The organism is Pseudomonas sp. FP2309, from assembly GCF_030687575.1.
Classification (GTDB): Bacteria; Pseudomonadota; Gammaproteobacteria; order Pseudomonadales; family Pseudomonadaceae; genus Aquipseudomonas.
In genome coordinates this window covers 2,812,708-2,833,134 of record NZ_CP117439.1, presented here as the reverse complement: position 1 = coordinate 2,833,134, position 20,427 = coordinate 2,812,708, and the positions used below count along the sequence as shown (strand labels likewise).

Below are 20,427 nucleotides of genomic sequence, written 5' to 3'. Positions count from 1 at the left end.
ATGATCAAACATTGGATCAACGGCCGTGAGGTCGAAAGCAAAGACGTGTTCGTCAACTACAACCCGGCCACAGGCGAAGCCATCGGCGAAGTGGCCAGCGGTGGCGCGGAGGAAGTCGCGCAAGCCGTGGCCGCCGCCAAGGAAGCCTTCCCGAAATGGGCGGGCACCCCGGCCAAGGAACGTGCGCGCTTGATGCGCAAGCTGGGTGAACTGATCGAACAGAACGTGCCGCACCTGGCCGAGCTGGAAACCCTCGACACCGGCCTGCCGATTCACCAGACCAAAAACGTGTTGATTCCAAGGGCCTCGCACAACTTCGACTTTTTCGCCGAAGTCTGCACGCGCATGGACGGTCACAGCTACCCGGTCGATGACCAAATGCTCAACTACACCCTGTACCAGCCGGTGGGTGTCTGCGCGCTGGTCTCACCGTGGAACGTGCCGTTCATGACGGCTACCTGGAAGACCGCGCCGTGCCTGGCCCTGGGCAATACCGCCGTGCTGAAAATGTCCGAGCTGTCACCGCTGACCGCCAACGAACTGGGGCGCCTGGCTGTGGAGGCCGGCATTCCAAAAGGCGTGCTCAACGTCATCCAGGGTTACGGCGCGACTGCCGGTGACGCCCTGGTGCGCCACCCCGATGTACGCGCGATTTCCTTCACCGGCGGCACCGCCACCGGCAAGAAAATCATGCAGACCGCCGGGCTGAAAAAGTACTCCATGGAACTGGGCGGCAAGTCGCCGGTGCTGATTTTTGAAGACGCCGACCTGGAACGTGCCCTCGACGCCGCGCTGTTCACCATCTTCTCGCTCAACGGCGAACGCTGCACCGCCGGCAGCCGGATCTTTATCCAGGAAAGCGTGTACCCGCAGTTCGTCGCCGAGTTCGCCGCGCGCGCCAAACGCCTGATCGTCGGCGACCCGCAAGACCCGAAGACCCAGGTCGGCTCGATGATCACCCAGGCCCACTACGACAAGGTCACCGGCTACATCAAGATCGGTCTCGAAGAAGGCGCCACCCTCCTCGCCGGTGGCCTGGAGCGCCCGGCCAACCTGGCGGCGCACTTGAGCAAAGGCCAGTTCATCCAGCCCACGGTGTTCGCTGACGTGAACAACAATATGCGTATCGCCCAGGAAGAGATCTTCGGCCCGGTGGTGTGCCTGATTCCGTTCAAGGACGAGGCCGAAGCACTGCAACTGGCCAACGCCACCGAGTACGGCCTGGCGTCCTACATCTGGACCCAGGACATCGGCAAGGCGCATCGTCTGGCCTATGGCATCGAAGCGGGCATGGTGTTCATCAACAGCCAGAACGTGCGCGACCTGCGCCAGCCGTTCGGCGGCGTGAAGGGCTCCGGCACCGGCCGTGAAGGCGGCCAATACAGCTTTGAGGTGTTCGCTGAGATCAAGAACGTGTGCATCTCGATGGGCAGCCATCACATTCCACGCTGGGGCGTCTGAGCACCACCCGAAGCCCCTAAGACAAAAACAATTTCAGGAGAATCATCATGGGCGAAGTCGTCCTGGCGGCGAAAATCTGCCACGTTCCCTCAATGTACCTGTCGGAGCTGCCTGGCAAGCACCACGGCTGCCGCGAAGCGGCGATTGCCGGGCACAAGGAGATCGGTCGGCGCGCCCGCGAGCTGGGCGCCGATACCGCCGTGGTGTTCGACGTGCACTGGCTGGTCAACAGCGCCTATCACGTCAACAGCGGCGAGCACTTCAAGGGCATCTACACCAGTAACGAACTGCCGCACTTCATCAAGAACATGGCGTACGAATACCCCGGCTGCCCGGAGCTGGGCGAGCTGATCGCCGCCGAGGCCAACGCCGCCGACGTGCGCACCCTGGCGCACAACATCCCGAGCCTGGAGCTGGAATACGGCACCCTGGTACCGATGCGCTACATGCATATGGGCGTACCGGGCGAGCAGACATTCAACGTCGTTTCGATTGCCGCCTGGTGTGCCTGGCATCGCCTGCAAGACAGCTTCACCTTCGGCGCCGCCGTGCGCCGGGCCATCGAGAAGAGCGACCGCAAAGTCGTGGTGCTGGCCTCGGGGTCGCTGTCGCACCGTTTCTCCGACGACCGCAATGCCGAAGCCAATATCCATAACTGGACGCGCGAGTTCGACAAACAGGTCGACCTGCATGTGGTGGAACTGTGGCGCCAGGGCCGCTGGAAAGAGTTCTGCGCCATGCTCCCGGACTACGCCGAGCATTGCTTTGGCGAAGGCAAGATGCACGACACCGCCATGCTCCTGGGTCTGCTCGGCGGGCCGGACTACGACAAGCCGGCCGAGATCATCACCGCGCCTTTCGGCAGCTCGGGCACCGGGCAGATCAACGCCATTTTCCCTGTTTGACCGCATGGCCGCGCGGCATCCCCGCGCGGCCTGAAGGAGCCGTTCATGCCTCACTTCATTGCTGAATACACCGACAACATCGAACAGCAGGCAGACCTGCCGGGCCTGTTTGAAAAAGTCCACGCCAGCCTGGGCGCCAGCGGCGTGTTTCCCCTGGGTGGCATCCGCAGCCGTGGCGTGCGCCTGGACACCTGGCGCATGGCCGACGGCAAGCATGACTACGCGTTCGTGCACATGACGTTGAAGGTCGGCCATGGCCGCGACCTGGCCACACGGCAGCACATCGCCGAGCGCCTGTTCGAGGTCATCACCCAGCACTTCACCGAGCTTCAGGCCCAGCGCCTGCTGGCCTTGTCGTTTGAAATGATCGAACTGCACGAGCAGCTCAACTTCAAGCAGAACAACGTGCATGCGTTCCTCAAGGCGCAGGTCGGTTAAGGCGCCCTGCCCGTTCACACCCTCGGCCTCTCAGATAAAAAGTATAAAACCATGAGCACAGCCCATACCGCCGACAACCTCGGCCAGGTCGTACGCGACCGTACTCACAGCACCATCACCTGGCGGCTGATGCCGTTGTTGCTGATCTGCTACCTCTTCGCCCATCTTGACCGCATCAACATCGGCTTCGCCAAGATGCAGATGAGCGCGGACTTGAATTTCAGCGACACCGTCTATGGCTTCGGCGCCGGCCTGTTCTTCGTGGCCTACGCGGTGTTCGGCGTGCCCAGCAACATGGCCCTGGACCGAGTGGGCCCCAGGCGTTGGATTGCCACGCTGATGGTGGTGTGGGGCGTGCTGTCGACCTGCATGTTCCTGATCGACAGCGCCATGGGCTTCTACGTGCTGCGCTTTTTGCTGGGCGTGGCCGAGGCCGGTTTCTTCCCGGGCATCCTGGTGTTTCTGAACCGCTGGTACCCGGCCGGTCGCCGCGCGCAGGTCACCGCCTTGTTTGCCATCGCGGTGCCAATGGCCGGGGTGATCGGCGGCCCGCTTTCCGGCGGCATCCTTGAACACTTTCACGACCTGGGCGGCCTGCGCGGCTGGCAATGGATGTTCGTCATCGAAGGCGCCCCCGTGATTTTGCTCGGGCTGGTGGTACTCAAGTGCTTGCCGGACAGCTTCGAGACGGTCAAGTGGCTGGCGCCGGAACAGAAGCAACACCTGCGCGAGCAACTGCACCGGGAAGAACACCGCAAATCGATCACCTCGTTCTCCGCCATTCTCAGCAACCCGCAGGTGTGGCTGCTGGTGGCGGTGTACTTCGCGGTGATGCTGGCAGTCAACACCCTGGCGTTCTGGATGCCGACGCTGATTCACGGCGCCGGCATCGGCAGCGACGGCAAGGTCGGCCTGCTCAGTGCGGTACCGTACCTGGCCGGGTGTTTTTTCATGATCGGCTGTGGGCGCTCGTCCGACCGCTACCGTGAACGCCGCTGGCACCTGTGCGTGCCCTTGCTGATGTCGGCCGCCGGCATTGCCATCGCCGGGCTCGCCCCCGCCAACCCGGCCGTGGTGCTGGGCGGCTTGACTCTCGCCGGCATGGGCGCCAGCGCGGCGTTGCCGATGTTCTGGCAACTGCCTCCCGCGTTCCTGTCCAATAACACCCAGGCCGCCGGGATCGCCCTAATCAGCTCGTTCGGCAGCATCGCGTCATTCTTCGCGCCCTACCTGATCGGCTGGATGCGCGACACCACCCAAAGCGCCAGCCTGGCCCTGTACGTCCTGGCGCTGCTGATTGCTCTTGGCGGCTTGCTGGTGCTGCGCACCCGGGCGGCCATCGTCAACCCTCAATAAGAGACTCTTGCCATGCTTGATCAATCGCTCATTTTGCAAGCCGCCGCGCGCCTCGACCAGGCCGAACGTTCACGCGAGCAGGTGCGTCAGTTTTCCCTCGAACACCCGGCGATCACCCTCGACGACGCCTATGCCATCCAGCGCGCCTGGGTCGCGCAAAAAATCAAGGACGGGCGCAAGCTGGTCGGCCACAAGATCGGCCTGACCTCACGGGCCATGCAGGTCTCGTCCAACATCACCGAGCCGGATTACGGCGCGTTGCTGGACGATATGTTCTTCGATGAAGGCACCGACATCCCCTTCGAGCGCTTTATCGTGCCGCGCGTCGAGGTGGAACTGGCATTTATCCTGGGCAAACCGCTCAAGGGTCCGAACGTGACGGTGTTCGATGTGCTCGACGCCACCGAATGGGTGATCCCGGCGCTGGAGATCATCGATGCGCGCATCCAGCAGGTCGACCCGCACACCAAGGCGACCCGCAAGGTGTTCGACACCATTTCCGACAACGCCGCCAACGCCGGCGTGGTCATGGGTGGGCGGGCCGTACGCCCCACCGAGATCGACTTGCGCAAGGTACCGGCGGTGCTCTACCGCAATGGCGTGATCGAAGAGTCCGGCGTCTCCGCCGCCGTGCTCAATCACCCGGCCAAGGGCGTGGCCTGGCTCGCGAATAAACTGGCCGCCTATGACGTCACCCTGCAACCCGGACAAATCATCCTGGGTGGCTCCTTCACCCGTCCGGTGGCGGCCAACCCTGGCGATACCTTCCATGTCGATTACGACATGCTGGGGTCGATCGCCTGCCGATTCGTTTAACGGGAGAGCACTCATGGACATGCCTATCAACACCTTCAAACGTCGCCTGCGCAGCGGTGAAACCCAGATCGGCCTGTGGCTGGGCCTGGCCGATGCCTATTGCGCGGAACTGGCTGCCAATGCCGGCTTCGATTGGCTGCTGATCGACGGCGAACATGCACCCAACAGCCTGCGCGGCATGCTCGGCCAGCTCCAGGCCGTGGCGCCCTACCCCAGCCATCCAATAATTCGCCCGGTAATCGGCGACACCGCGTTGATCAAGCAAGTGCTCGACATTGGCGTACAGACCTTACTAGTGCCCATGGTGGAAAGCGCAGAACAGGCGCGGGAACTGGTGAAAGCCATCCACTATCCGCCCAAGGGCGTGCGTGGTGTCGGTAGTGCGCTGGCCAGGGCTTCACGCTGGAACAGCATTGCCGGTTATCTCGACAAAGCCGACGAGCAAATGTGCCTGCTGGTGCAGATCGAAAGCCGCGAGGGCTTGGCCAACCTGGATGCGATTGCGGCGGTGGAAGGCGTCGACGGGGTGTTTATCGGGCCGGCGGACCTGAGCGCCTCGATGGGCCATCGCGGCAACCCCGGCCACCCTGAGGTGCAGGCGACAATCGAAGACGCCATCGCGCGCATCCGCAATGCCGGCAAAGCCGCCGGCATTCTCAGCGCAGACCAGGCACTGGCGCGGCGCTACATCGAACTGGGCGCGGTATTCGTGGCGGTGGGCGTTGACACCACGGTGCTGATGCGCGGGCTGCAAAGCCTGGCGGCGGCCTTCAAGGATTCACCGGCACCTGCCAGCGCGGCCGGCGCTATCTATTAGTGCGAACGAAAAGTGACCTGTAGAGACGGAGCCCTCCTGTGCCGGGGGACTCCTCGTCACAGGCTTATGACCGGCATTGCAGCCGGTACCCCTGGTTCAGCGCTTGAGGGTTTTCAGCTCATTGAGCAAGGTCAGCAACGTCTGCAACTTCTCCTCGCCAAACTCCGCCTGCAAGCGCTGGTAATTGGCTTCCATGCTCTGGCTCATCGAGTCGAAACAGGCTTGACCCTTCTCGGCCAGCCGCACCAGCACGCGGCGTTGATCCTGCTGCGCTTTGCGCCGTTCAACCATGCCCGCAGCTTCCATGCGTACCAGCACCCCGGTCATGCTCGGCTTGAGGATGCACGCCAGCTCGGCCAGGCGGTTGATCTCAAGCTCATCGTGCTGGCTCAGGATACGAATGACCCGCCATTGCTGCTCGGTCAGTCCGTGTTGATTGAGCGAAGGACGAAAAAAACCCATGGCGGCTTCACGCGCATGGAGCAAAGTGAGGGTCAGGGATTGGCGCGGTTTAGACATGGGCGGCTGCGTCGTAATTAGTTAACAGATTAACAACATTCTAGCATTGGCAATTGTTCCCCGTGTGCGGCTTTACCGCGCGGCCGGATTCGGGACTGAGTATTGGCAGCCACGGTCAAGCGCGGCGGCACACAGAATCAAGACACCTACCGCTCGGAAGGCACTTAATGTGTCGCAACAGGCACAGAGCTTCTTGTCGGCTCTGCAGTGAGTTTCCCTTCACTTTTCCAGGCTGCGCCATGATCAATATCGAAACGCCGACCTACTACTCGGCAACCAAGAAATACAATCTCAGCTTCCCCACCCTCGAACGGGACGTGGAAGCCGATGTCGTGGTGATTGGCGGCGGTTTCTCCGGCATCAACACCGCACTGGAACTCGCCGAAAAAGGCATCACCAATATTGTGGTGCTCGAAGCGCGCTACCTGGGCTTCGGTGGCACGGGCCGCAATGGCGGCCAGATCATGGCAGGGATCGGCCACGACCTGGAAAAGATCAAGCAACAAGTGGGCGACGAAGGCCTGCGCCAGATTTTCGAAATCAGTGAGCTGGGCGCCGGCATCATCAAGGATCGCATCGCCAAGTACTCGATCGACGCCGATTTCTGCCACGGCTACGGCTATATGGGCTTCAACGCCCGCCAGGAAAAAACCCTGCGCGCCTGGGAGAAGGACTTCAAGTCGATCAACACCCAGGACGAAATCCGCTTTATGGCGGGGTCCGAGGTCAAGCAGATCATTGGTTCCGACGCCTATACCAGCGCGCTGCTGCACATGGGCGGCGGGCACGTGCACTCGCTGAACCTGTTGCTGGGCGAAGCCAAGGCCCTGGCTGGCCACGGTGTGCGCATCTTTGAGCACAGCCCGGCGCTGGAAGTCAGTTATGGCGAACGTATCACCGTGCGCACCGGCCGAGGCTCGGTCAAAGCCTCCAAGTTGCTGTGGGCCTGCGACAGTTTCCTCAACAAGCTGGAGCCGGAACTGCACAAGACCACCGTCAATACCTATGCCTTCCAGTTGATGACCGAGCCGTTGCCAGAGGAGATGATCAACCGCATCAGCCCGATACGCGGCGCCTACAGCGATATCCGGCCGGTGATCGACTACTACCGGGTCACCAACGAAAACCGCTTGCTGTTCGGTGCCGCCACGCCTTTCGTCGAGCACATCCCGGCGGACCTCAAAGCCTGGAACCGCAGCCTGATGCTGAAGATTTTCCCGTACCTCAAGGACGTCAAGATCGACCTGGCGTGGGGCGGGCCGATGGCGACCGGGGCCAACCTGTTCCCGCAGATCGGCACGCTCAGCGGGCGCCCGAACGCCTTTTATGTCCAGGGCTACGCAGGCTTCGGGGTCACGCCCAGCCACATCATCTGCAAGGTCCTGGCCGAAGGCATGAGCGAAGGCTCGTCGCGCTACGACCTGATCAGCGCGGTCAAACATGCGCAGATCCTCGGCAAGGACCATATCCGCCCGCTGCTGCTCACGGCCGGCAAAAGCCTTCATCAACTTTCGGGCTACTTCAACGGTCGCCGTTGAGCCCAGCTGTTTCATTCACAGGAGAACTGTCATGTCCGTTACCACCCTGAAGAAAGACATCCAATTATCGGACCTCGATACCTGGGGAACCGTTGCCGACCTCGGCTCCGAGATCCTCGAAGGTGAAGTCAAAGCCTTTGGCAAAATGACCTTCGGAGCACCGACCGACGCCGTCAGCAGCGCTTATTTCGGCACCACCCGGGGCAAGTTCCGGATGGTCTACCCGTTCGCCGAACACGCCACGGTCGTCACCGGCGAAGTGCAGTTGACGGACGAAAGCACCGGCCAGAGCGCCCGCTACAAGGCCGGCGATAGTTGGTTCGTGACCAAGGGCACACCGGTGTTGTGGGAGGTGGTGAGCGAAAGTTTTGTGAAGCACTATTTCGCGGTAGTCTGATTACTCCCCTCTGCCGGCTTCGGCCGGCAGCGTTTGTTCCGGCGCAGGTGACTGACCATGCACGCCATCCCCACTCAGGAAGTCGCCGGCCATTGCCTGCAGGCTTTCACTCAATTGGTGCCTGCCAGCAAGGCAGCATTCTATTGCGTCGACCGCCAGCTGCAAGCGCGTGATTTCAGGCTGCAAGGCATGAGCAGTGAGATGCACCGCGACTACCTGGACAACTACCGCCAATTCGACCCATTGCAACCGCGCAATTGCCTGTCCAGCGGGCTGGCGGTGGTGCCCCTGGGTTTCGCCATGGCCCGCCAGTCCATGCGTGACAGCCGCCGCTATCAAGACTTCCTGCAGCGCTACGGTGTGGTCGATGTGGTGGAGATCGTCGCCCATCGCGCCGACCAGCCCCAGGCGGCTATCTCCTTGCTGCGCACGACGGAACAAGGGGTGTTTACCCCAGACCAACTGGCTCGGCTCAATGCCTTGCAGGCGTTGCTGCAAATGGCGGTGGTCAATATGCAGCCTTGCGACGATGCACTGGCCGGTCTTACGCCCAAAGAGCGTCAGATTGCCTGGTTATTACGTCAGGGCGCGAGCAACAAGCAACTGGCCCAGGAACTGGATGTCGGCCTGCCCACCATCAAGACCCACCTGATCCACCTGTTTCGCAAAACCGGTGTGACCAGCCGTACCGAACTGGTCGCCGCGCTGTTTCTTTAAGCTGCCTCAACCCTTTGGTTGATAGGCGCGCCAGGTCGCCAACCGCATGATCCGGGGTGTCCATTCCCTCAACCGGAGCCATGCAATGACTACCTCATCCGACTGGATCACCGTAGGCGCCCTCGCCGATGGTTTTGCCCCCGACGCGTTTATCCTGCCCAACCTTGCCGACCTCAACGGCAAGGCCTTCACCCTGCACTTCGCCAACGGCTGGCAGATCGAGCATCGCTTCGACACCGAACAGTTGCACTGGCACGCCGCCGACGGCCACTCCAGCGGCTCGGCCGTCTACCGCGCCACCTCGGTACGCCCGGGCCTGTACCTGGTTGATTTCATCAAGCATGAAGCCGGCCAGGCGTGGTCGATCAGCCTGGTGCTGGACACCACCACGTCGTCGTTCACCGCCGTGATCGGGCGCATGCCGGACCGCGAACATACCGAGCAAGGACTCTACAGCCGCGCCCTGGCCGGCAAGGCCCTGACCTCGGTAGAAGTAGATTTCCTGCACGGCAGCCTCGATCAAGCCTGGCAGCCCGGCCTATGCCCGCACGCGCCCACCCAGGAACTGACCGGCCTGCGCAACCTGTATCGCTACAGCCCCAGCGAAGTCTACGAGCACATCTACCTGAACGATCAGTTCTATGCCTGGCAGTGCCTCAAAGGCGTGGAGCAGGGCCTGTGCGATACCGATCGCTGCCACTACTACAAGATCGCCGATCAGCTGTACCTGTTTGTCTGGCGCGAAAAGATCATCCCGACCCTAGGCCTGGTGCTGATCGACCTGCAACAGCACCGCAGCGACGGCAAGATCTTCGGCTATGCCGGTGCGTCGTTCGATGAGCTGTCGAACTTTCCGGTCAGTTCCTACTGCCAAGTGCTCAACCGCACGGAGTATCCCGATGCCTGATCCACGCACCGTTGTCATCACCGGTGCCGGCACGGGCATCGGTGCCGCCTGTGCGCGATTGTACGCGGCCGAAGGCGCCAACCTGGTGCTGATCGGCCGGCGACGCGAGCCGCTGGAGCAGGTTGCGCAGGACAGCGGCGGCCTGGTGCTGGTGGGCGATGCGGCCTGCCCGGCCACCTGGGAGGGTTTCGTCGCGCAGATTGGTCAACGCTACGGCCGCCTCGATGTGCTGCTGGCCTGCGCCGGTGGGCATGGCGTGGGCAACGCCACCCAGACCAGCCCACACACTTGGGAGGCGGCCTTGCGCAGCAATCTGGACAGCGCGTTCTACAGCGCTCGCGCCTGCCTGCCGCTACTGATCGAAAGCGCTGGCAATATCGTGCTGCTCGGCTCCATCGCCTCGCTGGCCGCCGGACCCGAAGTATGCGGCTACACCACCGCCAAGCATGCGCTGCTCGGGCTCAGTCGCTCGCTGGCGCGGGATTACGGCCCACGCGGCGTTCGGGTGAACGCGGTGTGCCCGGGGTGGGTTACTACGCCGATGGCCGACCAGGAAATGCAGCCGTTGATGAGTTTCCATGGCGATACTCTGCAGCAAGCCTATGCCCGCGTGTGCGCCGACGTTCCGTTGCGGCGTCCCGCCAGCGCCGAAGAAATCGCCAAGGTGTGCCGCTTCCTGGCCAGCCCGGATGCCGCGATCATCACCGGGGCCAGCGTGGTCGCCGATGGCGGCTCGAGCATCGTCGACGTGCCCACACTGGCTTACGCCCATATGGAGCGTGCACATGCCTGAAGACTTGGATTTCAGCGGCAAAAGCGTGCTGGTCACCGGCGGCGCGCAAGGCATTGGCCGAGCCATCGTCGAAGCGTTTGCGCTGCGTGGCGCACGCGTGATGGTCGTTGACCTTCTCCGACCGCAGGCCCGGGCGTTGGCCGACGAATTATCGGGACGTGGGTGTCAGGTCGAAGCCATCGAGCTTGATCTGGCCGATGCGACGGCAGTATTCGACGCGATCAAGGGCATCGAACGAGACTGGGGGCGCCTGGATATCCTGGTGCACAACGCCGGTTATTTCCCGCTGACTGCATTCGAGCAGATCACCCCCGCTGTGCTGGAGCGCACGCTGGCAGTCAATCTCTGCGCGCTGTTCTGGCTGACCCAGGCCGCGTTGCCGATGTTTCAGCGTCAAGGTGGCGGCTGTGTGTTGGTCACCTCCTCGGTCACCGGGCCACGGGTCGCTTATCCGGGGCTCAGCCATTACGCGGCGTCAAAGGCAGGGGTCAACGGGTTCGTCCGCAATGCCGCATTGGAGCTGGCCACTTACCAGGTGCGCGTCAACGGCGTCGAGCCGGGGATGATTGCCACGCCGGCCATGGATAACCTGGGCGACAGCCAGGTCAATGCCGACATCGCCAGCCGCGTGCCGCTGGGACGGCTGGGTGCCGCTCAGGATATTGCCGGGGCGATGCTGTTTCTGGCGTCGGATCTGGCAGCTTATATCACCGGGCAGACCATCGTGGTGGATGGCGGCTCGACGTTGCCTGAGGTGAAATGACCTCTGTCGGCATGTAAACCGGATCAACTATGGGAGGGCGCTTGCCCCTCCCACATGTTGATCGTGGTGCATCCGTTCAATAGCGCTCGACTCCTTCAAGCAGCGACAGTGAATCACTGAACACCCGCAACAAGGCCGCAAGTCGTTTGACGTAGCCATGGGGCGTTGAATAGATCAGCTCCACATGCAAGCTGTCGACGATGCCCAGGTAGGCGTCGCCAAATACTTCAAGTGCGTCGGGTGGTACCGTCCTGTACCGCCCTTGCGCGGCGCGCTGAAAGTCTTGGCGAATGCTGGCCAGATAAGCCTCGAATCCTGCCGTAATGACGCTGCGAATTTGCGCCGGCGGAAAGTACGCTGTGCGCAACAGGAAGCGCAAGTGCGCCGACCCTTCATAGCGCTCACTCAATCGCTCAAGGTGCAATTGCCCCGGCACACGGGTGTGGGCGGTTTCGTCCTCGAAGCACTGCGCGATGTACTGGTGTTCATGGGCCAGGGCAATCTCGAAGACCCTCTGAAACAGCGCGTTCTTGCTTACAAAATGCGCATACAGCGACGCTTTGCGCATGCCCGCCCCGACCGCGATTTCGTGCAGCGATGAGGCGTCGTAGCCATGGGCGGCAAAGTGTTCGACCGCGACTGCGCAAATGTTATGGGCCGACAGCGTGAGCGGTTTCATTGACAGACAGACACCCTACACAGCACCGACCGCTTGCTGCAGATGAGTGGAACGAAAATCCTTGGGCGACAGCTCGAATTGCTTTTTGAATGAACGGCTGAAGTGCGCAGAATCGGTGAAGCCCCACTTGTAGGCAATCGAGGTGATCGACTCGCTCTTGAGGAAGGGGTTGGTCAGGTCGTCCGCGCTGCGTTTGAGCCGCGCACGCTGAATATAGCGACAGACGCTGTCGTCCTGCTCTTCAAACAAACGGTACAAATGCCGCACTGAAATGTTCAAACGACTGGCCAGGCCCACCGGACTCAGACCGGGCTGGGTCAGGGACTCGTCGATGATTTTTTGCACATAGCTGCGCAGGTTACTACCCTGCAAGGATGCAGTGCCGTCGCCCGTGGCGTCATGCAGTTCAAAGGCTGAACCGAGCAGGGAAATAAACGCCGCTTGCAGCGCCTCGGCCTCTTCAATCGAATCCTGCCCTTCCAGGCCCTCGCGGCACAGCTGATCCATTAACACGTGGAGCATGCGCCCACAGGCCTTGCTCGAAGAGATCTTGCCGAAGGTTTTCGAGGCGCTGCCCAGCTGCTTGCACACTTGATTGCGCGAGAGTGACAAAGAGGCATGTTCGATAAGGCCGAAGGGGCTGATCTCGATCGAACCCGTGGAATCCATCAGTAACATCTCGCCGGGGGCCAGCTGAATGACCTGGCCATTCTGGGTGATCTGGCAATAGCCGCTGCGCTGGCTGACGAGGAAGCAATGCTGGTCCATGTCGTGATCGGCATTGGGTCGCTCGCGCTTGATCAGGCCGGCATTGGTACGCAGGTTGGCCAGTGACAGGTCGCCGCGGGAGTGCTTGGAAACCTCACCGATGAACAGTGAACGGTTGAAGGCCAGTTCCGTGTCGAAATGACCGCACGCCGCTCGCAGATCCTGAGTCCAGGTTTCCAACCCACAGTGCGCAGACTGATAAGTGCTCATGGCATCTCCACAATGGTTTCTTGTTTTTGTCGGCCAATAGTTAACATGTTATCTATATAGGCGCAACAAGTGCGTGATACCGACTGTAGAAGCACTAATGATGCCAATTCCTCAACTCAAAGCGCGCCCAATACCCGCTGTAAACCTGCGAGGACCGTCAGCAACCCGGCTCGCTGCGCGCCGCTCAAGGGGATGTAGCGCCGGAACGCCGGCATGCGGTTGACCACCTCGCTACCGCCCATGTGTTCAAGCCGCACGTGCCATTGCTGCCCGCTCAAATCGAGGTGCAGGCGCTTGAAGTCCAACCCCATCAAGGCTTGATGCAGGCTGGGATCGTCGTTCAAGGCAGCCTGGAGCCTGGCCAGCAAAACCGGCGCTCCTGCCCGTTGCCGACAGGCCAGCCCCGTGCGTCGAATCGACCCGCTGTGGTGCAGTTCAAAGCGCGCACTGCCCCGCTCTGAGGCGGGCACCGTGAACATGAATTCGGTCATGACCAGGTGCATCAGCAATTGCGCTTCGGTGCGCTCGGCAACATCGACCTGAAGACCGATGTCCTCCAGGCAAAACCTTGCCTGGGCGCGCCCCGTCGAGGCGAAACTCGCCAGCCCAAGATTACGCCGCACGTACTCAAGCGTGACCCCCGGCCGGTAACCGGCCGGGGCCCGTTGGGCGCTGAACAGCTCAGACAGCTTTTGCAGCCTGCTCGAGATAACGGTTGTGAGGGTTGCCAGGCTCATGGGAGAACTCCTTGGCCAGCACTTCTTCTACCGAAGCCGGCTTGAATGGATTGACCTTCTGTACCACCAGTGTCCAAAACAGCGCGTATGAAGCCGTGATTCCGAGCATCACCCCGAACGGCACATAAATGTCCGCTGGGTTCATGCCCGGCGGGGTAATGAACCACATGCCCAGCAAGATACCGACGCTGGAAAGAATCTGTGGCAACGGGAAAAACGGCGAACGATAGGCCCGTGGCAGATCCGGACGACGAATGCGCAGGATCACCACCGACAGCGTCACCAGCAGGTATGAGAAGCTCCACGCGCACACCGCCGCCAGCACCAGGTGCATGATGTTGTCGGTGTTGCCGCCTAACCACAGGGCATACAGACACGGAATCAGCATCGCCACCAGTATGCACAGCAGCGGCGTCTTGAAGCGCGGGTGCAAATAAGTGAAGACCCTGGGCAACGCACCGTCCACCGCCATGCCGTAGAGAATCCTCGGCACGCCCGCCATGAGCGTGTTAATGGTGGCGGCACCGGCAAACAGGAAACCGATCCCCAGCCACAGCGGGCCAATATCCCCCATGACCTGCTGGGCAAAGCGTGGGATTGCCATGGGTGTGTCGAGCAGGTGCACGCCGGTCGCGGCATCCAGCACCACGTTTTCCACCTGGCGCTTCATCGCGGCGCCGTAGATAAACATGCAGGCGGCCACGCTCAACAAGCCGAAAATCATGGCCTTGGGCATGACCTTGGCCGAATTGCGCAAGTCCGGGGCCAACGGCGTGACGAACTCGCACCCGACGAACATGAACATGGCCATGCCCACCAGCGACAGAATGGTGATCAGGTCGGTGCCCACCAGCGACACGCCGAACCAGCCCTCCAGTTGCACCGCCGGTGCCGCGATCAGGCCGAGCACGCCGAACACCATCAGGGTCGTCCACATGCCAAAGGTCAGGATGATCTCGGCCCTGCCGAAGGCGCTGACGCCAAAGGCATTAAGAATGCCGAACACCACGACGAACCCTACCCCCAGCAACCATGAACCGCCGGCAGACTCCGCCAGGGTATTGAGGTGCTCGAAGTTCACCAGCGCCATGACCCCGGACAGAATCGTCTCGGCGGTGCCGGCGAACACATGCACGATCAGGTACGCCGACAACGTGCCGGTGATCGCAAAGAAACGGCCCATGCCGCAATTGATGTAGTCGTAGACCGAGCCGGTGGTCGGCAGGATCGAGGCGGCTTCGGCGAAGGTGGTCGCCTGGGCCAACATCATCACCACTGCAATCAGCATGGCCACCGCGAAGGCGCTCCCGCCGATACCGAAGCCCATGGTTGCGGTGAGAATCACCGGGCTGGCCATGATCAGGCCAATAGTGCTGGCCAGCGCGGTCGGAAACCCGACGCTGCCCCGTTTCAAATGCTGTGTGAGCCGGTCATTGATCGACATGGTGCGGATCCTCGAAAGCGGATTTCTGATTGGATGCATCGAGCCGTACAAGGAGCTGGCGATAATGCCCTCCCCAGCCAGTCCCTGATCGAAACGGCATCGTGCGCAAATCACTGTGCACCTCCCGAGCGCCGATCGTCTTGCCCATGTCTGCCGTGGCTTTTGTTGCTGCCTGCCAAGGCATACGGGTTGGCGGGCAGGATCAATTGCGTGGCACGCAGATGAAAGACTTCCCGCGCCTGCGGTCATCTTAATGCGCCCTGGACCTAACCATGCTGGGGAATATAACAATGGAACACACACTGAAACCACGCACGCTGTCCTTAGCCGTCGGGCTGGGAATCGCGTTGTTGATCGGCCATTCGTCGGCCCAGGCCTATGCGTTGTATGCCGACGAGGACACCCACCTGAATGCGGACTTCCTGGCGGTATACGGCCTGTTCAACAGCCGCCACAACTACGACGGCACAGCGGGTGGCTCGACCTGGCGCGAAGGGTTCATCAAGTATGGGGTAAGCGGCGACCAGGGCCTGGCCGGGTACGGCACCGCATATGGCGCGCTCAATTGGGTCAGCTCCGGTACCTGGGGCGATGGCGACGCGGCGGGCAACACCGATGGCAGCGAACGCACCACCAAAATCGAAGACGCGTACCTCGGATGGCGATCGGCCGACCTGTTCCCGGCGCTGGGCAAGGACGGTGTGGATTTTTCCGTCGGTCGCCAAGTGGTCAAGATCGGCCGGGGGTTCCTGATCAACGACGACGGCCCCAACCTGGGCAAAGGCCCGGCTGACGGCGCGCTGAACCGAGGCGGCGCCTATTACCTGGCGGCACGCCACGCCTTCGACCGCACGGCGGTGCTGCGTCTGGGCGGGCAAGAAGGCCTGCACGGTTCGGTGCTGTGGCTCAAATCGAACAACCGCGCCCAGGCTGAAACCGAACTGGCGGCGGGCACCCTCGACTACACGGCCGCAGCCGGCACGCTGGGCTTGACCTGGGTTCACGGCATGAACGTCACCGACCAGTGGGCCAGCGACTTCCAGAAACAGCGCGAGGGGCTGGACACTTACAGCCTGCGCGGCGAAGGCAGCGCCGGTATCGACAACGCCAGCTTCGCCTTCGAATACGCCTGGCAGGACAAGGACGCAGGGCCGGAAAAAGCCTGGTACGCCGAGGCCGGCTACACCTTCGCCGATGTCAGTTGGTCGCCCAAATTGACTTACCGCTACACGCGCTATTCGCAAAAATGGGACCCGCTGTTCACCGGACTCAGCACCGGCTACGGCACCTGGTTCCAGGGTGAAGTCGCCTCCAACTATGCCGGCCCGTTCAACAGCAACACCGGTATCCATCACGTCGGTCTCAAGGCGACGCCCCTGGAGAACCTGACAGTCGGCGCGCTGTACTTCGACTTCAATACCCTGCGCAAAAACGATGCGTTGAACCTCGACGCCCGGGAACTGGACCTGTACGCCGAATGGGCGGTCAACAGCCACCTGATCATCAGCCCGCTGGTGGGCATTTACCAACCCAAAAAGGATGCCGACAGCGGCGGTAACCAGGTGGGTGGCAACGGCACCAACCTTTACAGCCAATTGACCGTGGCTGTGCCCTTCTGACCGATTTGAGGAGCTGCGCGGCGCAGCTCCGTCCTAGCGTTCGTGCTGATGCAGCATCGTCTGGATCTGATGAGTCGCCTGGCGGGTGTTTTCCGCCAGCTTGCGCACCTCATCGGCGACCACCGAAAACCCACGTCCAACCTCGCCGGCTCTGGCCGCTTCAATGGCGGCATTCAAGGCCAGCAAGTTGGTCTGGTCAGCGATGCCCTTGATCACACTCACCACCGTGGCGATTTGGCCGTAGGTGGCCTGATTGTGTTCGAGCAACTGCTGGTGAGTGGTCTTCGCCGACTGCTCATCGCTGATGTCCCGTACCGCGCCGAGCACCCGCGTCAGACAGCCCTGGGCATCACGCACTGCCCGCCCACGCTCGCGACACCAGATGTAATCCCGGGTCTTGTGGCGCATCCGGTATTCAACCACGTACTCACCGCTGCCTTGGGGCGCCAGGATTTCCCGGTCGAAGATCGCCATGATCTTCGGCAGGTCATCGGGGTGGGTAATGCTGACCTGCGCGTCCCAGCCGTCGGGCAACTCATCGGGCGCGTAGCCCAGGAGCAGGCGGAACTGATTGAAAATCCGCATGCGACTGGCGGGGTCTTGCACGTTACCGTTGACCACGGTGATGTCCCAACAGCCCTCAGTCATGGTGCAGAGCAGCAGCTCCCAGATCTGCGTCTCGTGTTGATGCGCAAGGGCGCGCTGCACATGCTCACGCAACTCGGCTTCCAGCGCCTGTTCACGCTGCCCGGCCTGCTGCAGTTGCTGGCGAAGCACGGCAAGTGCCTGTTCGCTGCGCGCCCCTTGGGCAGCCTGGTCGCGGGCTGACTGCTCGGCCAACAGCAACTGCCGCACAGCTTGCGCACGTTGTGTGGCGAGTTGCTCCAGGTCGGCCTGCAGCGGCGGATAAGCTTGCAGCGCGTGAGTTTGCAACACCTCACCAGCCAGCAGCTGCTTGAGGACGGCGGCAAGCTCCTGCATCGGCTGTTTTTTCTTGAAGAACATCGGCGTGGCCCTTCTGATCGAGTCGAAACCGCGGATCTAATCGCAAACCGAGCACGCTTGATTGTACGAGCCTGCAATGCGCTTGCGCGTGGCTGCCACACACGAAAAGTCATATGTGGCGAGGGAGATTGCTCCCGCTGGAGTGCGCAACAGCCCCATTGTTTTTAGGGCCGCTACGCGGGCCAGCTGGAGCAAGCTCCCTCGCCACAGGGATATTGACGCAGGCAATCAGCAGTGGCTGATCAGCTGCTTCAACACCGTCTTGAAGGTTTCGATCTGGTCCTGGCTGAACTCGGCGAACACCTTATCCTGCTGCTCGCGAGCGATAGCCCAGAGGGCTTCAGTCTGTTCGATACCCGCAGCGGTCAGGCGCACGCCGTGTTCATCATCGTCGACCAGCCCCTTGCGCTTGAGGTTGGCCACGGCGTCATCGATTTCCCGCACCGGCATCGCCACTTCCCGCAACAGGTCACTGGCGCTCAGGCGGGCGTCGTTCTCCAGCACCATCAGCATCCGTGCTTCGTTGGTACGTAGGCCGGTGGACAGTTGCCGGGGCTGGTAGCTGGACTGGTAGGCGCGCACCGCCTGGGTCATCAGGTAATAGAGGTTGTGGCTCAGGCGGCCCTGGAAGTGGCTGCTCGGCGGTTGGCTTTCGTCACGCTTGGTCATGCGCGTATGGGGCAAGACCATGGAGTAGGCGCCCTGATGGTAGAGCAACGGCGAGCGGCCGAAATCATCGAAGGCCACCACCTTGCCGATCATGATCCAGTGATCGCCGCCGTCGACCTGCTGATATTTTTCACAGTGAAAACGTGCCGAACAATCGGCGAACACCGGCGCCCCGCCCTCCCCCGGTTCATAGGCTATCTCGGCGAAGCGGTCGTCCCTGGGCCGGGCAAAATTGTTCGAGAGGTCGATCTGGTCGGCCGCCAGTACGTTGACCGCGAAATGGCTGGCCTCCTCGAATACGCCGTGGCTGCTGGAGCGTTTGTCGATGCTCCACAGCACCAGCGGTGGGTCCAGGGACACCGAGTTGAAACTGTTGGCGGTAACACCCACTTTGCGGCCGGAGCCGTCGGCGGCGGTGACCACGGTCACGCCCGTGGCAAAGTTGCCCAGAGCCCGACGAAAGGCGCGTGGGTCGAAAGTCGATTCAGACATGCAAGACTCCTGGGCTGCGTCAGGCGCAGCCCTGATTGTTGTTTTAAAAAAGCGCGTTCAGATCATGCTCGGATCGGGCTCCAGGCCCATCAACTCGCGGCCGAGGATCTGTGCACAGACGTCGTAGTCGGTGTAGGCGTGTGCACCGGTCATGTGCGAGTCGCGGAACAAGCGCTGCATCTCGTTGTGCTCGAACCAGGCATTGCCGCCGGCGGCTTCGAAGAGACGGTCCACCGCCTGGATGCACATCTTGGTCGCGTAGGCCTGGTTGGTGCGCCAGAACGCCAGGGTTTCACGACTGGGGTAACGCTGCTGTTCACTGTGTTCGGCGTGTTCGTTCCAGGTTTTTTCGAGAAAGGCGCGCGCGGCGGCCACCTGGTGGGTGGACTCGGCCAGGCGCATCAACGCCGGGGTCGCGGCACCGACTGCCGCCCCGGTATAGGCGCGCACGCGGGTCTTGGTTTTTTCGCGGAACACCTCGATCATTCGCTCGGCGACGCCCAGGCTGACGGTGGAAAAGCCGCTGGCAAAGTAAGGCCGGTACGGCGAATAGAAGATCTTGCTGTCGGGGTACAGCCCAAAGCCTGCGGACTTGCCTTCCATCATGTCCTTGGCTTTCTGAATGCGGTGCTCCGGCACCCAGGCCTTGTCGATGATCAAGGTCTTGGTGCCGCTGCCTTTCATGCCGGCGGCAAACCAGTCATCACGGATCCGGTAGTCGCTGCGCGGCAGCACCGCGAAACAGTAATCCTGGGTGCCTTGGGCGTTGTTGCGGCGAAACCCGACGATCGCCCACTCAGCATGATCACAGCCACTGCTCCAGCCCATTTCACCGCTGAACAACACGCCGCCCTCAACTTCCTCGGTGCGCCCGAACGGCGCGATACTGCTGCTCGCAGTGGCATTCGGGTCAGCGCCCCAGACTTCCTGCTGCAGTTGGGCCGAAAACAGCGCCAATTGATGGCTGTGGGTACACAGCAGGCTCATGGCCCAGGCCGTGCTGGCGCAGGCCCCTGCGAGCAAGGCGATGCAGTCGGCAAACTGCGGCAGCGACAACTCCATGCCGCCGAACACTTTCGGCTGAAACACACGGTGCATGCCGATGCTCTTGAGCAGCGCAATATTCTCGGCCGGCACCTTGCGGTCCTGCTCGGCCACACCGGCATTAGCGGCGATGGTCGGCAGGATGAACTTGAGGTCTTCGAGGAGCGGGTTTGGCTTTTTCATGGATGGCCCTGCTTATTATTGGATGTCCGGGCACCGCTATAAATCGAGGCATGGCGCCGGATGCAGGGCCAGTATGGAGCGCGCCTTGCTGCCAGAACATGCACCTTCCAGAGTCAAGATTGTACTTTTCAAAGGCTCAGGCGGGTCCTC

General features: G+C 61.8%; 20 protein-coding genes and 2 pseudogenes. 13 read left to right on the top strand and 9 right to left on the bottom strand.

The features are described 5' to 3' along the window. The 6 genes from hpaE to hpaI are packed head-to-tail and all read left to right on the top strand — an operon-like array spanning position 1 to position 5,793. Complete coding sequence (hpaE, locus tag PSH59_RS12895) at positions 1 to 1,461, top strand: 5-carboxymethyl-2-hydroxymuconate semialdehyde dehydrogenase (RefSeq protein ID WP_053139653.1); 1,461 nt, start codon at positions 1 to 3, stop codon at positions 1,459 to 1,461. A 47-nt stretch (positions 1,462 to 1,508) separates the two neighbouring features. Next, complete coding sequence (gene hpaD, locus PSH59_RS12890) at positions 1,509 to 2,366, top strand: 3,4-dihydroxyphenylacetate 2,3-dioxygenase (RefSeq protein WP_248079085.1); 858 nt, start codon at positions 1,509 to 1,511, stop codon at positions 2,364 to 2,366. Between the two features lie 45 nt (positions 2,367 to 2,411). Further along, positions 2,412 to 2,804 (top strand): 5-carboxymethyl-2-hydroxymuconate Delta-isomerase, encoded by a 393-nt coding sequence (locus tag PSH59_RS12885; RefSeq protein WP_248079082.1) that lies wholly within the window; start codon positions 2,412 to 2,414, stop codon positions 2,802 to 2,804. Positions 2,805 to 2,855: 51 nt separating this feature from the next. Beyond that, complete coding sequence (locus tag PSH59_RS12880) at positions 2,856 to 4,160, top strand: MFS transporter (protein ID WP_305395258.1); 1,305 nt, start codon at positions 2,856 to 2,858, stop codon at positions 4,158 to 4,160. 12 nt (positions 4,161 to 4,172) lie between these two features. Further along, positions 4,173 to 4,976 (top strand): 2-oxo-hept-4-ene-1,7-dioate hydratase, encoded by an 804-nt coding sequence (hpaH, locus tag PSH59_RS12875; protein ID WP_248079078.1) that lies wholly within the window; start codon positions 4,173 to 4,175, stop codon positions 4,974 to 4,976. Between the two features lie 13 nt (positions 4,977 to 4,989). Next, positions 4,990 to 5,793, top strand: coding sequence for a 4-hydroxy-2-oxoheptanedioate aldolase (gene hpaI / locus PSH59_RS12870; protein WP_305395257.1), 804 nt, complete (start codon positions 4,990 to 4,992; stop codon positions 5,791 to 5,793). A gap of 96 nt (positions 5,794 to 5,889) precedes the next feature. Here the strand turns inward: hpaI and hpaR are convergent, their stop codons facing one another. After that, positions 5,890 to 6,312: a homoprotocatechuate degradation operon regulator HpaR gene (gene hpaR, locus PSH59_RS12865; RefSeq protein ID WP_248079071.1), complete on the bottom strand. Its 423-nt coding sequence runs from the start codon at positions 6,310 to 6,312 to the stop codon at positions 5,890 to 5,892. A gap of 239 nt (positions 6,313 to 6,551) precedes the next feature. Here hpaR and PSH59_RS12860 point away from each other — a divergent pair, with 239 nt between their 5' ends. From PSH59_RS12860 to PSH59_RS12835, 6 genes are all read left to right on the top strand, one after another. After that, a complete protein-coding gene (locus tag PSH59_RS12860) occupies positions 6,552 to 7,850 on the top strand; it encodes an FAD-binding oxidoreductase (RefSeq protein WP_305395256.1) in 1,299 nt (432 codons plus the stop codon). Between the two features lie 31 nt (positions 7,851 to 7,881). Then, complete coding sequence (locus PSH59_RS12855) at positions 7,882 to 8,247, top strand: cupin domain-containing protein (RefSeq protein WP_305395255.1); 366 nt, start codon at positions 7,882 to 7,884, stop codon at positions 8,245 to 8,247. Between the two features lie 57 nt (positions 8,248 to 8,304). After that, positions 8,305 to 8,964, top strand: coding sequence for a helix-turn-helix transcriptional regulator (locus PSH59_RS12850; RefSeq protein ID WP_305395254.1), 660 nt, complete (start codon positions 8,305 to 8,307; stop codon positions 8,962 to 8,964). 85 nt (positions 8,965 to 9,049) lie between these two features. Next, positions 9,050 to 9,871: a molybdenum cofactor biosynthesis F family protein gene (locus PSH59_RS12845; RefSeq protein ID WP_305395253.1), complete on the top strand. Its 822-nt coding sequence runs from the start codon at positions 9,050 to 9,052 to the stop codon at positions 9,869 to 9,871. Continuing rightward, on the top strand, positions 9,864 to 10,664 hold the full coding sequence (locus tag PSH59_RS12840; RefSeq protein WP_248079058.1) for an SDR family NAD(P)-dependent oxidoreductase: 801 nt from the start codon (positions 9,864 to 9,866) through the stop codon (positions 10,662 to 10,664). The genes PSH59_RS12845 and PSH59_RS12840 overlap by 8 nt, the downstream gene beginning before the upstream one ends. Further along, positions 10,657 to 11,427, top strand: coding sequence for an SDR family oxidoreductase (locus PSH59_RS12835; RefSeq protein WP_305395252.1), 771 nt, complete (start codon positions 10,657 to 10,659; stop codon positions 11,425 to 11,427). Before PSH59_RS12840 ends, PSH59_RS12835 begins: the two co-directional genes overlap by 8 nt. Positions 11,428 to 11,503: 76 nt before the next feature. Here the strand turns inward: PSH59_RS12835 and PSH59_RS12830 are convergent, their stop codons facing one another. The 4 genes from PSH59_RS12830 to PSH59_RS12815 form a co-directional block, all read right to left on the bottom strand. Then, positions 11,504 to 12,106, bottom strand: coding sequence for a TetR/AcrR family transcriptional regulator (locus PSH59_RS12830; RefSeq protein ID WP_305395251.1), 603 nt, complete (start codon positions 12,104 to 12,106; stop codon positions 11,504 to 11,506). Between the two features lie 15 nt (positions 12,107 to 12,121). After that, positions 12,122 to 13,084 (bottom strand): transcriptional regulator FeaR, encoded by a 963-nt coding sequence (gene feaR / locus PSH59_RS12825; protein WP_248079050.1) that lies wholly within the window; start codon positions 13,082 to 13,084, stop codon positions 12,122 to 12,124. Between the two features lie 116 nt (positions 13,085 to 13,200). Then, entirely contained in the window at positions 13,201 to 13,821 is a 621-nt protein-coding gene (locus tag PSH59_RS12820; protein ID WP_248079048.1) for a DUF3156 family protein, read from the bottom strand. After that, positions 13,766 to 15,265 (bottom strand): APC family permease, encoded by a 1,500-nt coding sequence (locus PSH59_RS12815; protein ID WP_248079046.1) that lies wholly within the window; start codon positions 15,263 to 15,265, stop codon positions 13,766 to 13,768. Before PSH59_RS12815 ends, PSH59_RS12820 begins: the two co-directional genes overlap by 56 nt. 290 nt (positions 15,266 to 15,555) lie before the next feature. Between PSH59_RS12815 and PSH59_RS12810 the strand changes: the two genes are divergently transcribed. Beyond that, complete coding sequence (locus tag PSH59_RS12810) at positions 15,556 to 16,884, top strand: hypothetical protein (RefSeq protein ID WP_305395250.1); 1,329 nt, start codon at positions 15,556 to 15,558, stop codon at positions 16,882 to 16,884. A gap of 45 nt (positions 16,885 to 16,929) precedes the next feature. On the opposite strand, the pseudogene PSH59_RS26315 reads toward PSH59_RS12810, so the two are convergent. The 4 genes and pseudogenes from PSH59_RS26315 to PSH59_RS12795 form a co-directional block, all read right to left on the bottom strand. Further along, positions 16,930 to 17,187, bottom strand: a pseudogene (locus PSH59_RS26315) (methyl-accepting chemotaxis protein); the annotation flags it as partial. A gap of 39 nt (positions 17,188 to 17,226) precedes the next feature. After that, positions 17,227 to 17,469: pseudogene (locus PSH59_RS26310) on the bottom strand (PAS domain-containing protein); the annotation flags it as partial. Positions 17,470 to 18,117: 648 nt separating this feature from the next. Then, positions 18,118 to 19,050, bottom strand: a complete 933-nt coding sequence (locus tag PSH59_RS12800; RefSeq protein WP_305395249.1) for a p-hydroxyphenylacetate 3-hydroxylase reductase component — start codon at positions 19,048 to 19,050, stop codon at positions 18,118 to 18,120. 57 nt (positions 19,051 to 19,107) lie between these two features. Beyond that, positions 19,108 to 20,277 (bottom strand): p-hydroxyphenylacetate 3-hydroxylase oxygenase component, encoded by a 1,170-nt coding sequence (locus PSH59_RS12795; RefSeq protein WP_305395248.1) that lies wholly within the window; start codon positions 20,275 to 20,277, stop codon positions 19,108 to 19,110. Positions 20,278 to 20,427: the final 150 nt, after the last annotated feature.

Coding starts and splice junctions, on each gene's coding strand:
- hpaE (WP_053139653.1), top strand. CDS start 1: ATGATCAAACATTGGATCAACGGCCGTGAGGTCGAAAGCAAAGACGTG.
- hpaD (WP_248079085.1), top strand. CDS start 1,509: ATGGGCGAAGTCGTCCTGGCGGCGAAAATCTGCCACGTTCCCTCAATG.
- PSH59_RS12885 (WP_248079082.1), top strand. CDS start 2,412: ATGCCTCACTTCATTGCTGAATACACCGACAACATCGAACAGCAGGCA.
- PSH59_RS12880 (WP_305395258.1), top strand. CDS start 2,856: ATGAGCACAGCCCATACCGCCGACAACCTCGGCCAGGTCGTACGCGAC.
- hpaH (WP_248079078.1), top strand. CDS start 4,173: ATGCTTGATCAATCGCTCATTTTGCAAGCCGCCGCGCGCCTCGACCAG.
- hpaI (WP_305395257.1), top strand. CDS start 4,990: ATGGACATGCCTATCAACACCTTCAAACGTCGCCTGCGCAGCGGTGAA.
- hpaR (WP_248079071.1), bottom strand. CDS start 6,312: ATGTCTAAACCGCGCCAATCCCTGACCCTCACTTTGCTCCATGCGCGT.
- PSH59_RS12860 (WP_305395256.1), top strand. CDS start 6,552: ATGATCAATATCGAAACGCCGACCTACTACTCGGCAACCAAGAAATAC.
- PSH59_RS12855 (WP_305395255.1), top strand. CDS start 7,882: ATGTCCGTTACCACCCTGAAGAAAGACATCCAATTATCGGACCTCGAT.
- PSH59_RS12850 (WP_305395254.1), top strand. CDS start 8,305: ATGCACGCCATCCCCACTCAGGAAGTCGCCGGCCATTGCCTGCAGGCT.
- PSH59_RS12845 (WP_305395253.1), top strand. CDS start 9,050: ATGACTACCTCATCCGACTGGATCACCGTAGGCGCCCTCGCCGATGGT.
- PSH59_RS12840 (WP_248079058.1), top strand. CDS start 9,864: ATGCCTGATCCACGCACCGTTGTCATCACCGGTGCCGGCACGGGCATC.
- PSH59_RS12835 (WP_305395252.1), top strand. CDS start 10,657: ATGCCTGAAGACTTGGATTTCAGCGGCAAAAGCGTGCTGGTCACCGGC.
- PSH59_RS12830 (WP_305395251.1), bottom strand. CDS start 12,106: ATGAAACCGCTCACGCTGTCGGCCCATAACATTTGCGCAGTCGCGGTC.
- feaR (WP_248079050.1), bottom strand. CDS start 13,084: ATGAGCACTTATCAGTCTGCGCACTGTGGGTTGGAAACCTGGACTCAG.
- PSH59_RS12820 (WP_248079048.1), bottom strand. CDS start 13,821: ATGAGCCTGGCAACCCTCACAACCGTTATCTCGAGCAGGCTGCAAAAG.
- PSH59_RS12815 (WP_248079046.1), bottom strand. CDS start 15,265: ATGTCGATCAATGACCGGCTCACACAGCATTTGAAACGGGGCAGCGTC.
- PSH59_RS12810 (WP_305395250.1), top strand. CDS start 15,556: ATGGAACACACACTGAAACCACGCACGCTGTCCTTAGCCGTCGGGCTG.
- PSH59_RS12800 (WP_305395249.1), bottom strand. CDS start 19,050: ATGTCTGAATCGACTTTCGACCCACGCGCCTTTCGTCGGGCTCTGGGC.
- PSH59_RS12795 (WP_305395248.1), bottom strand. CDS start 20,277: ATGAAAAAGCCAAACCCGCTCCTCGAAGACCTCAAGTTCATCCTGCCG.